Source organism: Streptomyces siamensis (assembly GCF_039543605.1).
Classification (GTDB): Bacteria; Actinomycetota; Actinomycetes; order Streptomycetales; family Streptomycetaceae; genus Streptomyces; species Streptomyces siamensis.
Genome location: NZ_BAABKB010000003.1, coordinates 59,296 through 74,240 on the forward strand (window position 1 = coordinate 59,296; position 14,945 = coordinate 74,240).

Annotated in this window: 13 protein-coding genes; 8 read left to right on the forward strand and 5 right to left on the reverse strand. The window is 71.5% G+C overall.

The genetic code is table 11. From position 1 onward, the window contains the following. The first annotated feature begins 299 nt into the window (after positions 1-299). The 8 genes from hemL to ABEB03_RS09265 all read left to right on the forward strand — a co-directional run bounded on the left by hemL (position 300) and on the right by ABEB03_RS09265 (position 8,714). Entirely contained in the window at positions 300-1,616 is a 1,317-nt protein-coding gene (gene hemL / locus ABEB03_RS09230; RefSeq protein WP_345644372.1) for a glutamate-1-semialdehyde 2,1-aminomutase, read from the forward strand. Then, positions 1,613-2,305 (forward strand): histidine phosphatase family protein, encoded by a 693-nt coding sequence (locus ABEB03_RS09235; RefSeq protein WP_095935858.1) that lies wholly within the window; start codon positions 1,613-1,615, stop codon positions 2,303-2,305. The genes hemL and ABEB03_RS09235 overlap by 4 nt, the downstream gene beginning before the upstream one ends. 157 nt (positions 2,306-2,462) lie before the next feature. Continuing rightward, positions 2,463-3,755, forward strand: a complete 1,293-nt coding sequence (locus ABEB03_RS09240; protein WP_345644377.1) for a polysaccharide deacetylase family protein — start codon at positions 2,463-2,465, stop codon at positions 3,753-3,755. Positions 3,756-3,904: 149 nt separating this feature from the next. Beyond that, entirely contained in the window at positions 3,905-4,528 is a 624-nt protein-coding gene (locus ABEB03_RS09245; RefSeq protein ID WP_345644380.1) for a TlpA family protein disulfide reductase, read from the forward strand. 21 nt (positions 4,529-4,549) lie between these two features. After that, positions 4,550-5,311 carry a cytochrome c biogenesis CcdA family protein gene (locus ABEB03_RS09250; protein ID WP_345644778.1) on the forward strand — a complete coding sequence of 254 codons (762 nt, stop codon included), beginning with the start codon at positions 4,550-4,552 and terminating at the stop codon, positions 5,309-5,311. Between the two features lie 3 nt (positions 5,312-5,314). Then, positions 5,315-7,102, forward strand: a complete 1,788-nt coding sequence (resB, locus tag ABEB03_RS09255; protein ID WP_345644384.1) for a cytochrome c biogenesis protein ResB — start codon at positions 5,315-5,317, stop codon at positions 7,100-7,102. After that, positions 7,099-8,190 (forward strand): c-type cytochrome biogenesis protein CcsB, encoded by a 1,092-nt coding sequence (gene ccsB, locus ABEB03_RS09260; RefSeq protein WP_345644387.1) that lies wholly within the window; start codon positions 7,099-7,101, stop codon positions 8,188-8,190. The genes resB and ccsB overlap by 4 nt, the downstream gene beginning before the upstream one ends. A 116-nt stretch (positions 8,191-8,306) precedes the next feature. Then, the gene (locus ABEB03_RS09265; protein WP_345644390.1) at positions 8,307-8,714 is read left to right on the forward strand and encodes an SRPBCC domain-containing protein; all 408 of its coding nucleotides are present in this window, start codon (positions 8,307-8,309) and stop codon (positions 8,712-8,714) included. A 112-nt stretch (positions 8,715-8,826) separates the two neighbouring features. Here the strand turns inward: ABEB03_RS09265 and ABEB03_RS09270 are convergent, their stop codons facing one another. The 5 genes from ABEB03_RS09270 to ABEB03_RS09290 form a co-directional block, all read right to left on the reverse strand. After that, complete coding sequence (locus ABEB03_RS09270) at positions 8,827-10,371, reverse strand: hypothetical protein (RefSeq protein ID WP_345644393.1); 1,545 nt, start codon at positions 10,369-10,371, stop codon at positions 8,827-8,829. Beyond that, positions 10,371-12,500 carry a hypothetical protein gene (locus ABEB03_RS09275; protein ID WP_345644396.1) on the reverse strand — a complete coding sequence of 710 codons (2,130 nt, stop codon included), beginning with the start codon at positions 12,498-12,500 and terminating at the stop codon, positions 10,371-10,373. Before ABEB03_RS09275 ends, ABEB03_RS09270 begins: the two co-directional genes overlap by 1 nt. Before the next feature lie 128 nt (positions 12,501-12,628). After that, entirely contained in the window at positions 12,629-13,612 is a 984-nt protein-coding gene (locus ABEB03_RS09280) for an isopenicillin N synthase family dioxygenase (protein ID WP_345644399.1), read from the reverse strand. Beyond that, entirely contained in the window at positions 13,605-14,063 is a 459-nt protein-coding gene (locus ABEB03_RS09285) for a nucleoside deaminase (protein ID WP_345644402.1), read from the reverse strand. Before ABEB03_RS09285 ends, ABEB03_RS09280 begins: the two co-directional genes overlap by 8 nt. Positions 14,064-14,163: 100 nt before the next feature. Next, positions 14,164-14,775 carry a phosphatidylserine decarboxylase gene (locus ABEB03_RS09290; protein WP_345644781.1) on the reverse strand — a complete coding sequence of 204 codons (612 nt, stop codon included), beginning with the start codon at positions 14,773-14,775 and terminating at the stop codon, positions 14,164-14,166. Positions 14,776-14,945 lie beyond the last annotated feature (170 nt).

Consider the following 14,945-nt stretch of genomic DNA (forward strand, 5'->3'; position numbering starts at 1 on the left):
CCTGTGAGCTGTCCCTGCCGGGCCCCAGTTTTGCAGATGGCCGGGGGCACCGCCCGGTCCTCCTGCCGGGCACCGGCCCGCCGGATCCCCGCGATTCCGGGACCTTGCGTACCTGCAACGTACGCGGTCCCGTACGGCTTCCCGGGAGGGGGAGCCGTCGGGGGACGCCTACGAGAAGCCGTACGTCGTGCCGGGTTCCCGCGTTCACGCCCGCGTGCTCTTCCCCTCACGGCCGCCCTCGGAGCCTGGCCTACCCTGAGGAGGTCACTAGCCCCCCGGAGTCGGAGACGTCGCAGGTCATGACCGAACTGCCCTATCCCTACGAAGCACCGGCCTCGCAGGCCCTATTCGACCGTGCGGCGGCCGTCACGCCCGGTGGCGTGAACTCTCCCGTGCGGGCCTTCCGCGCCGTGGGCGGTACGCCCCGGTTCATGGTGTCCGGTGCGGGTCCGTACCTCACGGACGCCGACGGTCGTGAGTACGTCGACCTCGTCTGTTCCTGGGGGCCGATGATTCTCGGACACTCTCGGCCCGAGGTCATCGCGGCGGTCCAGGAAGCCGTCTCCCGCGGCACGTCCTTCGGCACTCCCGGTGAGGGGGAGGTCGCGCTCGCCGAGGAGATCGTCGCGCGGGTCGAGCCCGTCGAGCAGGTCCGCCTCGTCTCCAGCGGCACCGAGGCGACCATGTCGGCGATCCGGCTCGCCCGCGGGTTCACCCGGCGCTCCAAGGTGATCAAGTTCGCCGGCTGCTACCACGGGCACGTCGACTCGCTGCTCGCCGCGGCGGGCTCGGGCGTCGCCACCTTCGCGCTGCCCGACACCCCGGGCGTCACCGGCGCCCAGGCCGGCGACACGATCGTCCTCCCGTACAACGACCTCGAAGCGGTGAACGCCGCCTTCCACGCGCACCCCGGCGAGATCGCCTGTGTGATCACCGAGGCCTCGCCCGGGAACATGGGCGTCGTGCCGCCCCGGCCCGGCTTCAACCAGGGCCTCAAGGACGCCTGCGCGAAGAACGGCGCCCTGTTCATCTCCGACGAGGTCATGACCGGCTTCCGCACGAGCAGGGCCGGCTGGTACGGGGTCGACGGCGTGCGTCCCGACCTGATGACCTTCGGCAAGGTGATGGGCGGCGGCTTCCCCGCCGCGGCCTTCGGCGGCCGTGCCGACGTGATGGCGCACCTCGCGCCGGCCGGGCCGGTCTACCAGGCGGGCACGCTGTCCGGGAACCCGGTCGCCACCGCCGCCGGTCTCGCGCAGCTGCGACTGCTCGACGACGCCGCCTACGAGAAGGTCGACGCGGTCTCCGAGCAGATCCGGACGCTGGTGTCCGAGGCACTGGCCAAGGAGGGCGTCGCGCACCGGCTGCAGAGCGCCTCCAACATGTTCTCCGTCTTCTTCACCGGGCGGGAGGTGCGTGACTACGAGGACGCGAAGGCGCAGGAGTCCTTCCGGTACACCGCCTTCTTCCACTCGATGCTGGCGCAGGGCGTGTACCTGCCGCCGTCCTCCTTCGAGTCGTGGTTCGTGTCGACGGCGCACGACGAGCAGGCGGTTCAGCGGATCGCCGACGCCCTTCCGGCGGCGGCGCGGGCAGCGGCGGAGGCCAGTGCATGAGTGACAACGGCAACACCACGGACATCACCGTCGTCCACCTGATGCGGCACGGCGAGGTCGCCAACCCGGACGGGGTGCTGTACGGGCGGCTGCCCGGCTACCACCTGTCCGAACTGGGGCGGAAGATGGCCGACCGGGTCGCCGACCACCTGGCGTCCCGCGATGTCACCCACGTCGTCGCCTCACCCCTGGAGCGGGCGCAGGAGACGGCGACCCCGATCGCGAAGGCGCACGGGCTCGACCTCGCGACCGACGGGCGGCTCATCGAGGCCGACAACGTCTTCCAGGGCAAGACCTTCGGTGTCGGGGACGGTGCGCTGCGGCGCCCGGAGAACTGGAAGCACCTGGTCAATCCGTTCAAGCCGTCCTGGGGCGAGCCGTACGTCGACCAGGTCGTGCGGATGATGGGCGCGCTGGACGCGGCCAAGGACGCGGCACGCGGGCACGAGGCGGTGCTGGTCAGCCACCAGCTGCCGATCTGGATCGTGCGCAGCTATGTCGAGCGGCGGCGGCTGTGGCACGACCCGCGCAAGCGGCAGTGCACGCTGGCGTCCCTGACGACGTTCACCTACCGGGGCGACAAGATCGTTTCCGTCGGCTACACCGAGCCCGCCAGGGACCTCGTGCCGGCGCATCTCCTCGCGGGCGCGAAGCCGGTGAAGGGCGCGGGCAAGGCGTTCGGCGCCTGACGGCCCGTCGTTTCCCCAAGGCGTCCTGCCATATGAGCGTATCTTCGTAAAATCACATAAATACGTGCGTGTGGGACTGAACCCCCGTCTTCGTCGTGCCCTCTCATGGAGTGCCAGCTGAGAGCCAGCTGAGAGGGCGCGATGAAATGGGGACCGCATGCGGGACATCAGCCGGAGGGGAATGATCGGCCTCGGGGCAGGTGCCGCGGCGGGTCTGGGACTTGCCGCGTGCGGTACCGCCTCTCAGGACGCTCCGGGCGGGGGCGGCGGTTCCCGGGGTGACGGACACCCCGGCGCCCCGAGGCAGGCCGCCAAGCCGATCGGCGACGGCTCCACCGCCTTCACCGGCGAGCAGCCGGGCCGGCCGGACCGGCCCGAGCCCCTGGAGCCCGGCGAGACCCCGCCGCAGTTCGTGGTCTTCTCCTGGGACGGCGCGGGCGAGGTCGGCACCGGCCTCTTCGACCGCTTCCTCGGACTCGCCGAGAAGTACGACGCCCGGATGACGTTCTTCCTCTCCGGGCTGTACCTGCTGCCCGAGTCGAAGAAGCGCATGTACGACCCGCCCAACAACCTCAGGGGCGCCTCGGACATCGGCTACCTCACCGACGACCACATCAGGCAGACGCTGAAGCTCGTCCGCCGCGCCTGGCTCGCCGGCCACGAGATCGGCACCCACTTCAACGGCCACTTCTGCGCCGGCTCCGGTTCGGTCGCCGACTGGACCCCCTCCCAGTGGCGCAGCGAGATCGAACAGGCCAAGTCCTTCGTGAAGGAGTGGCGGACCAACACGGGCTGGACCGATCTGCCTCCACTGCCCTTCGACTACGACAAGGAGCTCGTCGGCGGACGCACCCCGTGCCTGCTCGGCCAGGAGAACCTGCTGCCCACCGCGCGCAGGCTCGGCTGGCGCTACGACGCCTCCTCGCCCGGCGGCCGCCAGCGCTGGCCGCGGAAGAACCAGGGCCTGTGGGACCTGCCCCTCCAGGAGATGCCCTTCCCGGGGCACACCTTCGAGGTCCTCTCGATGGACTACAACATCCTCGCCAACCAGTCGGTCAACACGACCCGGGCGCCGTCGTACAACTACCCGGCCTGGCGCACCCAGGCCGCCCAGTCCTACATCTCCGGGTTCCAGCGGGCCTACGAGACCAACCGCGCCCCGTTCTTCATCGGCAACCACTTCGAGGAGTGGAACGGCGGCATCTACATGGACGCCGTCGAGCAGGCCTTCACGTACGTCGCCCGGCAGCGGGAGAACGGCGAGGACGTCCGCATGGTCTCCTTCCGGGACTTCGCGGACTGGCTGGACGTGCAGCGGCCCGAGGTCCTCGCCAGGCTCCGGTCGTTGGAGGTGGGGGAGCGGCCGGCGGGCGGCTGGAAGACGTTCCTGCGGGACGTCGGCAAGGATTCGGGCCGGGGCTCCGGGGCCGACACGGACAGCGACACCTGAAACGGCGCAAGCCGGGGCAATCGCACCCGTGCGGGTGCGGGCACCCGCACGGGCGTCGACGAGGAGCCCGAAAGGCCGCCTGATATGCGGGTTTCCGCCCGCAAGGGGGGTGCGGAAGATCCCCGAAACGGGCATGCGAAACTTTTCACATGAGTGCCGCCTGCCGCGCCGACCGGCGCCCGAACCGCACCCGCAGCCGCGTCGCCCTGCTCGCCGCCGGGGCCGCCGTCGCCGCGCTCGTCCTGTCCGCTTGCACCTCCGGAGGTACGTCGGGAGGAGCGGGCAACACCAACTTCGTCGCCGGCAAGAACGGCGTCGACACCGCGGCCAAGGGCCACCGGACCGCGATCCCGGACCTGTCGGGCAAGACCGTCGACGGCAAGCAGCTCGACGTCCGCGACTTCAAGGGCAAGGTCGTCGTCCTCAACGTCTGGGGCTCCTGGTGCGGGCCGTGCCGGGCCGAGGCCGCCAACTTCGAGCGGGTCTACCAGGACACCAAGGATCAGGGCGTGGAGTTCGTGGGCATCAACACCCGCGACGCCGGCACCGGCCCGGCCCTCGCCTTCGAGAAGGAACACGGCGTCAGCTACCCGAGCCTGTTCGACCCCACCGGCAAGCTGATGCTCCGCTTCAAGAAGGGCACGCTCAACCCGCAGCTGATCCCCTCCACCCTCATCATCGACCGCGAGGGCAAGGTCGCCGCCCGGACGCTCCAGGCGCTCAGCGAGGACAACCTGCGCAAGATGCTCGACCCCGTGCTCGCGGAGAAGTGACCTGACGTGTCCCTCCTCGCCATGTCCCTGGCCGAGTCCACCGGCAGGAACGAGACGGTCTACAGCGGCGCGCTGCTGCTCGCCTTCCCGATCGCCGTGGTCGGGGGGCTCGTCTCCTTCTTCTCCCCGTGCGTGCTGCCGCTGGTCCCCGGCTACCTCTCCTACGTCACCGGGGTCAGCGGCACCGACCTGGCGGAGGCCAGACGCGGGCGCATGGCGGTCGGCGCGAGCCTGTTCGTGCTGGGCTTCACCGTCGTGTTCGTTTCCGGCGGCGCGCTCTTCGGCTACTTCGGCTCGACCCTGCACGAGTACCAGGCGGTCCTGTCCAAGGTGCTCGGCGCGCTCATGGTCCTCATGGGCGTGTTCTTCGTGGGCGGCATGCCCTTCCTGACGCAGCGCGAATTCCGCTTCCACAAGCGGCCGGTGGCCGGTCTCGCGGGAGCGCCGCTGCTCGGCGCGCTCTTCGGGATCGGCTGGACCCCCTGCCTCGGCCCGACCCTCTCCTCCGTGCAGATCCTCGCCGCGAACCAGGCGAGCGCCGGACGGGGCGCCATACTGACCGTCGCGTACTGCCTCGGGCTCGGCATCCCCTTCGTCCTGGCCGCGGTCGCCTTCCGCAGGGCGCTCGGAGCCTTCGGCTGGGTCAAGCGGCACTACACCTGGGTGATGCGGATCGGCGGCGGAATGATGATCGTGACCGGCCTGCTCCTGCTCACCGGTGCGTGGGACAGCATCGTGCAGCAGATGCAAACCTGGTCCGACGGCTTCACGGTAGGGATCTGACCCATGAGCACCACTGACACCGGCAAGACGACGGAAGCGGACGTGGCGGGCGAGCTCGGCGCGGCCGGCTCGCAGCTGTCCACCGCGCCCGTGGAGACGGCGATGCCCGGCTCCTTCGGTGGTTCGCGGGCGCCCGGCGCCATCGGCTGGATCACCTGGACCGGACGCGAGGTCATCGGCTGGGCCCGCTGGTTCTGGCGGCAGCTGACCTCGATGCGGGTCGCGCTGATCCTGCTCTTCCTGCTGTCGCTCGGCGCGATCCCCGGCTCGCTGATCCCGCAGTCCGGGACCGACGCGCCGAAGGTGGCCGCCTTCAAGGACCGGCACAGCCTGCTGGGGCCGGTCTACGACAAGCTCGGGCTGTTCCACGTGTACAGCTCGGTGTGGTTCTCGGCGATCTACATCCTGCTGTTCGTCTCGCTCATCGGCTGCATCGTGCCGCGCACCTGGCAGTTCGTCGGGCAGCTGCGGGGTCGTCCGCCGGGCGCCCCGAAGCGGCTGACGCGGCTTCCCGCGTATGCCACGTGGCGCACCGAGGCCGCGCCCGAGGAGGTCCGCGAGGCCGCGCTCAAGGTGCTCAAGCAGCGGCGGTTCCGCGCCCACCTCGACGGCGACGCCGTGGCGGCCGAGAAGGGCTATCTGCGCGAGACCGGCAACCTGCTCTTCCACATCGCGCTCGTCGTGATGCTCGTCGCCTTCGCCTGGGGCCAGCTCTTCAAGTCCGAGGGCAACAAGCTGATCGTCGAGGGCGACGGCTTCTCCAACACGCTGCTCCAGTACGACGACTTCAAGTCGGGCAATCTCTTCAGCAGCGACGACCTGACGCCGTTCAGCTTCGACCTGAAGAGCTTCACCGGCACCTACGAGCGGACCGGGCCCAACAAGGGCACCCCGCGCACGTACCAGGCGGAGGTCACCTACAGCGAGGGCGCGTACGGCAAGCCGAAGAAGAAGACCGTCAAGGTCAACGAGCCGCTGGAGATCGGCGACTCGAAGGTCTACCTGGTCAGCCACGGCTACGCGCCCGTCGTCACCGTCCGGGACGGCAAGGGCGAGGTCGTCTTCCACCAGCCCGTGCCGCTGCTGCCGCAGGACGGGAACGTCACCTCGGTCGGCGCGATCAAGGTGATGGACGGCTACCGGAACGCGCAGGGCCGCAGCGAGCAGCTCGGCTTCTCCGCCGTCTTCGTGCCGACGTTCGCCGGTGCCGGCAAGGGCACCATGTTCTCCCAGTTCCCCGCGCTGGACTTCCCCGTGCTCGCGCTGAACGCCTACCACGGCAGCCTCGGGGTCGACTCGGGCCTGCCGCAGAACGTGTACCAGCTCGAGACCTCCAAGATGAAGCAGTTCAAGGACGCGAAGGGCGGCATCCTCAAGGCGAGGCTGCTGCCCGGCGAGACCATGAAGCTGCCCGGCGGCGCCGGCTCGATCACCTTCGACAAGGGGATCAAGGAGTGGGCGGGCTTCCAGGTCACCCAGCAGCCCGGCAGCGACTGGGCGCTGGTGGGAGCCTTCGTCGCGATCTTCGGCCTCGCCGGATCCCTGTTCATCCAGCGCCGCCGCGTCTGGGTGCGGGCCACCACCGGTACCGACGGCGTCACCGTCGTCGAGATGGCCGGCCTCGGCCGCAGCGAGTCCGCGAAGCTCCCCGAGGAGCTCGGCGACCTCGCCGCGCTCGTGCACGAACAGGCGCCCAGCGCCCCCGAACCCGGCCCGGACACGCCCGGGTCCGATCAGGACACCCCCGACCCGCACGCCGTATCTGCCGCCGAAGGGGCTGAGAAGCAGTGACTCTCGCCACCGCCACCAACGAACATCTCGCTCACATCAGCAACGTGCTGATCTACTCCTCGATGGCCGTCTACACCCTGGCCTTCTTCGCGCACATCGCCGAGTGGCTCTTCGGCAGCCGCAGCAAGGTCGCCCGCACCGCGCAGGCGCTCACCGCCAAGGGCGAGCAGGGCGCGGGCGCCGCGACCGCCCCCGCGGTCACCGTGCAGACGGCCGGCGGCACCGCCGTGCTGGAGCGGCCGAAGGTCGTCACCCGCTCCGCGGCCGGCGCCCGCGACGTGCCCGACGGGCCCGGCGCGCACGGCGGCGACGAGCAGGGCGACCTCTACGGCCGGATCGCGGTGTCCCTCACCGTGCTCGCCTGGGCCGTCGAGGCCGCCGGTGTGCTCTCCCGAGCCCTGTCGGTGCAGCGTGCGCCGTGGGGCAACATGTACGAGTTCAACATCACCTTCTCCACGGTCGCGGTGGGCGTGTACCTCGCGCTGCTGGCCCTGAAGAAGAACGTGCGCTGGATGGGCCTCTTCCTGGTCACCTCGGTCCTGCTCGACCTCGGTCTCGCCGTCACCGTCCTGTACACGGCGAGCGACCAGCTGGTCCCGGCCCTGCACTCGTACTGGCTGTACATCCACGTCTCGACCGCGATCCTGTGCGGCGCCGTCTTCTACGTGGGCGCCGTCGGCACGCTGCTCTACCTGTTCAAGGACTCGTACGAGAACAAGCTGGCCGGCGGCGGGAAGCCCGGCCGCTTCGCGACCTCCGTGCTGGAGCGGCTGCCCGCCTCGGCCTCGCTCGACAAGTTCTCCTACCGCGTGAACGCCGCCGTCTTCCCGCTGTGGACCTTCACGATCATCGCGGGCGCCATCTGGGCGGGCGACGCCTGGGGCCGCTACTGGGGCTGGGACCCCAAGGAGACGTGGGCGTTCATCACCTGGGTCGCCTACGCCTGCTACCTGCACGCCCGTGCGACGGCCGGCTGGAAGGGCCGCAAGGCGGCGTACATCGCCCTGATCGCCTTCGCCTGCTGGCTGTTCAACTACTACGGCGTGAACATCTTCGTGAGCGGCAAGCACTCCTACGCGGGCGTCTAGCCGGCGTCGCCCGGCCGGCCGCCCCGAAGCGGCCGACCGGGCACCCTGAGCGAAGAAAACGCAGGTCAGGGGTGGTCACGCGTGCGGATCCGGCCGCCACGGGCCACGCTGGAGTCATGACCCAACCCATCGAGCGGCCACCGATCGAAGAGGGCGCCACCGAGATGCGGGGGAACGCGCGGGTCCTGCACTTCCTGCTGCGTCTTCCCCAGCCTGTGGAAAAGGTCTGGGCGGCGCTGGCCACCCCCGCGGGACTGCGCGGATGGCTGGCCGCCGCCGATCCGTTCGAGCCGCGGCTCGGCGGGGCCGTCACCCTGAGCGGGCTCGGCGCCGGACGGATCACCGCCTGGGACGTCGAGCGCATCGCGGAGTACACCGTCGAGGGGCGCGGCCGGGTCCGGTTCCATCTGGAGCACGGAGTGCCCGAGGGCACCACGGTCCGCTTCACCCATGAGACCGAGGCGGAGCGGGACCCGGAGTGGCGGGCCCGCTTCGAACGCCTGGCCCGGCAGCTCGGCGCCTAGGATCTGTCTGACATCCCGCCTGCCCGCCCTTCGGGGCGACGCCGCGAATTGTCGGACAGGCCCCAGGACCCGCCGCGTCCCGGTGCCCGGGGCGCGCCCCGCGCCGCCGCCCCTACGACGGCGGCAGGCACTCCTTCGCCGGTGGCTTCCCCTCCGGCCAGGCGATCCGCACGAAGCGGGTGCGGCTGTCCGGGGTGAGTTCCACGATCGGCACGGCCTTGTCGTACGGGTTGCCGTGGGCGTCCAGACAGATCCATCCGCTCGCCCCGTTCACCCGCAGCTGTGTGCCCTTCACCTGCGGCCACTGGAGCCCCACGTCCCGCAGCGCGGGGACCTTGCCGGTCGGTGACGCCCCGCGGATGCCGTGCACCGCGAGCCGCATGGCGTCGTAGGCGATGATCAGCTGGCCGTCGTCCAGGCCGACCTTCCCGATGGGGCCGGCCGGCTCGCGCGCGGCACTCGCCAGCAGCTCCCGGAGCACCTTGGCGTCGGCCGCACTGCCGCCGGTCCTCGCGCCGTCCTTCGGCCAGGCGTCCGGATGGGCGAGCGCCGTGTACCGCACGGTCAGCAGGGGGTCCTTGAGGGCGGCCGGGTCGAGGTCCTTGTCCCCGGCCAGGTACGAGCCCTCGTCGCCGGTGAGGACCGTGAACCGGCGGTCGACGCAGCCGCGTGCCCCCAACGCGTTGATGAACTGCCGCAGTTGGGTGTGCCGGCCGGCGAAGAGGATGGTGTCCGTGGTCTTCGGCGTGTTGCACAGGATGTTGCTGACCTGCGCGAACACATTGGCGGTGCTGCCCTCCTTGCTGCGGTCGGCGGGCGGGGTGAAGGGCTGTGCCTCGTAGCGGGAGCCCTTGAGCATCTTCTCGAAGGACCGCTGGAGGGTGCGCGTGTACGGGTCGCCGGTCCGGTCGTAGACCAGGAACGCGTCGGCGGCCGACACCTTGGCGAACGAGGCGAGGGCGCGGGCCTCGTCGGTGTTGGTGGGGGAGACGCGGGCGAGCCCCGGGAAGGGGTCCTTGCCGTCCTGCCCGTTGGCGAGGTCGTCGGCGGTGATCGAGCTGCCGATCACGGGGATGCCCCGGCGGGTCAGCTCCTGGACGGCCTTCTTGTTGTTGTCGGTGCTCAGACCGACCCCGGTCACCGCGCGCAGCCGGTCGGGGCCCTTCGTCATGCGCTCCAACTGGTCGACGGTGTGCCGCCAGTGCGCGCCGCCGGCACCGGGGTTGGCGAGCACCAGCCGGATCTTCGGCTTGAGGCCGGTCGTGTCGTGGTTGGCCTGGTACTGGGCCAGATAGGCGCCCTGGAGTTCGTGCAGCACGTCGCCGAGGTTGTCCGCGTCGGTCGCGGTGAAGGGTTCGAGCAGGGCTACGGTGACGTAACTGCCGGGGGACAGGCGGTGGTTCTCCCGGTTGATCGCCCGGATGGTCTCGGCGAACCGCGGGCGGCCGAAGGCGTACGTCGTCCACGAGACGCCGACGCACTCGTCGCTGCCCTTCGGCTGGACGACTCCCGGTGCGCAGGAGCGGTTCTCCTTGGCGGCCGTCATGCCGCCCCACACGCCGAGGCCCACGAGGGCGGCCACGAGCGTCAGCGCGACATACCGGCGGAAACGAATCTCCCAGAGGTCTTCGCGCAGCCACGTCCACACACGCGCCATCACCTGCCTCCGTTCCCGATCTCGTCGTCGTCGCCCGGGACGCGGAAGGGCCGGCCGGCCCGGGCGTCCGCCGGCCAGTCCCGCGAGGCCCGCCACAGCAGGGCGTTGCCCGCCGGCCGCAGGTTCGACAGCTGCTCCAGCTCGAAGCGCAGCCGCTCGGTCACCTTCGGGTCCGGCAGGACCAGTGGGTCGGTCAGCTGCCAGACGGCGTGCAGCAGCCGCCGCACCCGCAGATGCAGCACGGCGTCCACGCTGTCCGGGGGCCGCTGCGCCGCGTCGGTGTGGCCGAGTGCGACGGAGGCCCGGTGGTCGTGGCCGTCGAAGTCCCGGCCGTCCGGGTCGTGCGGGTGGAAGTACGGCGCGGACGCGACGAAGAGCAGCGACGACAGCCAGGCCCGGGTGTCGGTGCGCGGGAAGCTGTCGCGCAGATGAGCCACCGCGGAGTCGGCATCGCCCAGGGCGAGTTCGTGGTGCAGCCGATAGCGGGCGGCGTCCTGCGCGGGCGCCTCGCCGGTGTCCTGGTAGTGGTCGACGAGGGTGCGGTGCGCGGCCCGCCAGCGTGCGTGGTCCGGGTCGCCGTGGTGCAGCCGCAGCAGGAGCAGGGCGCGCAGGAACGGATCGCCGACGAACTGTCCGGAGGCCGTCGGCCAGCCCTCCGCGGCGAGCCGCTCCTCCAGGTCGAGGACGCCCGACGCGCCGAAGTCCTCAGGGAGTTGGGCCTCGGCGAGCACGCATGCCGAGTCGCGGTCGTGCGCCGCGGCGAGCACGGTCAGTTCGTCGAGCCGTCCGCCGGGCACCAGGTGGGCGAGGAGCTCCTGATAGGTGGGGCGGCCGTCCCGGTCCTCGTGCAGGGCGACGTCGGCGGTGAGCAACTGGCCGAGGGAGTCGGCTCCTTGGGGCAGGTTCTGGCGTGCCGAGCCGGCGAGCAGGGTGATGCCGAGGGGACTGCCGCCGGTCAGGCGGTGGGTGGCGTGCGGGAGGTGCGGGGGCACGTCCGTGGCGCCGGGTGCCGGGGACGTGCCCTGGGCGACGGTGTCGACGATGTGCAGTGTGTCGTCGGGCGTCAGCGGCGGCAGGGAGACGAGCAACGCGCGCGAGGACGGTGAGGTGCCCGGCTCCCAGCCGCTCTCCCGGGCCTCCTCGGGGAGGGTGCGGCGGCCCGCGTTGCGCAGGGCGGGGTGGGCGTAGCCGCGCAGCGCCGCGCAGAAGACGACCTGGTCGGCGATGCCCTCGGCGCGGTCGCGCAGGACCGGCTCCAGCAGGCCGAGGCCCGCCGGTTCCTGCACGTTGTCGATGAGGACGACGGGGCGCCCGCGCCGGTGCGAACGCTGCATGACGCCCGAGTAGGCGTCGTCGAGGTCGGCGAGCAGAGCCCGCACGAGATGGCGTTCGGCGTGCCGGAGCGAGTCGCCGCCCGCCCGGAAGTGCCGGGACAGCAGGATGAGGGCCAGCTTGGGGCTGCCGCCCGCGTTCGGGTAGTCCCGGTACCACGTGGCGGCCTTGCGCAGCCGGCGGTGGGCCGGGGCGACGCCCTCGGCGAACGCCTCCAGGGTCGCCTCGATGATCGGTTCCACCACCGGGCCGGTGCCGCTCATCGAGGCGACGAGCTTGGAGATGACCTTGCTCACCCAGCGTCCGGCGAAGCCCGACAGCCACGTGCCGGTCTCGTTGAGCAGCAGGATGCGTTCCGCCTCCTGCCGGATGCGCGGCACGTCGCGGTTGCTCCAGCCGCCCGCGGCCACGGCGAGCAGACCCGCCGCCAGTCTCGGAAAACCGATCCGCCCGGCGCCCGTCACCGGCTCGGCGAGCTGTTCGGCGATCGTGGTGAGCGCCTGTCCGACCGGTGACCAGGCCTCCGCCGGACGCTCGGGCGGCGGGGCGGCGAACTGGCGGTCCTCGCCGTCGATCAACGCGACGGGCGTGTGCCCGCGATAGGCGTCGCGCAGTTCCCGCAGCACGGCGCTCTTGCCGAGCCCGCGCCCGCCCGTGAACACCACGAAGGGCGGTTCGCCGGGGTGTTCGTACGGCGTCGAGCGGAGTTGGTACGGACGCAGACCGACGAGCCGGGACGCGAGTCCGGGCGGATCGGTGTCGAACAGCGCTCCCCGGCCGTGCAGCCCTGTGTGCACCGCATCTCCCCCTGGCGCGGTCCGGTCCGATGTGCTGCTGTGAGGTGTATCAATACCCGTGTAAAAAGGGGGAGTTGGTTCGGGATAGGGCGCACGGTGTCCGTTGGGTTACGAAAAGTGTCCGCCGGTCAGCCGACTGTGATCGAGTTCAGCTTCTCGCGCAGGTAGACATGCGAGTCGACGGGCTCGTACACGACACGGCCCACGGGCGCGGGGACGGACTCGACGAGCGTCCCCGGCGTGCACTCGCCGAAGTAGACCAGCGACATCAGCTCCTCCGCCGGTGCGTCCGAGGGCGGCGGCAGCACCCGGTGGCGCCCCGAACGCCACCGATCGCCCGTCCAACGGGCCATCAGATCACCGATGTTGATGGTGAACGCCGCCGGCTCGAAGGGCGCGTCCTGCCAGCCTCCCTCGTCCGTGTGCACCTGGAGACCGCCCCGGCCCGCCTGCCGGTCGAGGATCGTGACCGTGCCGAAGTCGGTGTGCGGGCCGATGCGGAACTGGCCCGGCTCGGGCTCACCGAGCACCTCCGTCCCCGGATACCAGTTGATGTTGAAGCCGTACGTCGGGTGCTCCATGTGCCGGGTGAAGAAGTCCGGTGCCAGCCCCAGGGCCTCACCGAGCAGGACGAGCAGCCGGTTCTCCAGCTCGCCCATCCTTGCCAGGTACTCCTCGCACAGCTCCCGCAGCTCCGGGACCTCGGCCGGCCAGACGTTCGGCGCGTACCACTCGGCGTTGACCTCGGGGTCCTCGAAGGGCTCGTGCGTGGCGAAGGTCAGCGACTCCTTGAGGTCGGGCGGTGTCTCGGTGCCCTCCGCGTAGGCGTTGGCCTCGGCGCCCGGGCCGAGCCAGCCGCGCCCCCCGACCCGGGCGGCGTACGGCTGCTTCGCGGCGGCGGGCAGGGTGAAGAAGGCGCGGGCGGCGGCGCGGATGCGGGCGCGCAGCGCCGGGTCGACGCCGTGCCCGGTGACGAGCAGGAAGCCCGCCGTGCGGAGGGCGTCGTCGACGGTGCGGGCGGTGGCGGCGCGGGCGTCCGAGTCTCCGGAGAGCCAGGGGCGCAGGTCGATGGTGGGGATGCGCGGGCCGGCCGGGGCCTTCGGGTCAGTCACCGATGTCCTCGTTCCACAGTGCGGGGTCGTCCTCGATGAAGGCGCGCATCAGCGCGGCGCACTCCGGGTCGTCCAGCACGACGATCTCCACACCGTGCCGGGCGAGCCAGTCGTGGCCGCCGTGGAAGGTCTCCGCCTCGCCGACGACGACCCGGGAGATGCCGAACTGCCGGACCAGGCCGCTGCAGTACCAGCACGGCGAGAGCGTGGTCACCATGGTCGTCCCGCGGTAGGACCGCTGCCGTCCCGCGGCCCGGAAGGCGGCCGTCTCGGCGTGCGCCGAGGGGTCGCCGTCCTGGACCCGGCGATTGTGGCCGCGGCCCAGCAGGGTGCCGTCCGCGCCGTACAGCGCCGCCCCGATGGGGATGCCGCCCTCGGCGAGCCCGGAGCGGGCCTCCGCGAGGGCGACGGCGAGCCACGCGCGCGCCCGTGCCTGATCGATGCGCTCCATGCCCCCACTCTCCTGTGGCCGGAACGCCGGGGCAACGACGCCGCGCGCCGCCGGTCGCGCCGCGCCGTGGTCGTGCAGCGCCGCCGGTCGCGGACCGCCCTCAGTCGCGGTCGAGGCGGGTGATGCCGGCCGTGGTCTTCTGGCCGACCTCGACCGCGGGCTCCACACCCTCCGGGAGGTAGATGTCGACGCGCGAGCCGAAGCGGATCAGGCCGATCCGCTCGCCCTGCTCCACCTTGGTGCCCTCGGGGACGTAGGGGACGATGCGGCGGGCCACCGTGCCGGCGATCTGGATCATCTCGATGTCACCGAGCTCGGTGTCGAAGTGCCAGACGACGCGTTCGTTGTTCTCGCTCTCCTTGTTGAACGCCGGAACGAACCCGCCGGGGACGTGCTCGACCGACGTCACCGTGCCGGACAGCGGCGCGCGGTTGACGTGGACGTTGAGCGGGCTCATGAAGATCGCGACGCGGGTGCGCCCGTCCTTCCACGGCATGATGCTCTGCACCACACCGTCGGCGGGCGAGATGACGCGGCCCTGGGTGATCTCGCGCTCGGGGTCGCGGAAGAACCACAGCATGCCGGCCGCGAGCGCGGTGGCGGGCACGGCCACGGCCTTGGCGGCGCCGGAGCGGCGCGCGCGGACGAGACTGAGCGCCGCGGTGGCCACGGTCGGGGCGAGCCACGGCGATGCTCCGCGCGCCAGACGCATCGGACGGGCACCGGCAGGAACGGACACGAGAACTCCTGAGCATGAGGTTCGGACGGGGTTTCCATGCTGCCGTGTTCCCCGTGGGCCGAGGCTCCACCTGCACGACGGTGTCGGGCCCTCCCGGAGGCCGACTGCGCGGGAGCCTCCTCGTCCCCGGGGTGGACGGCGGC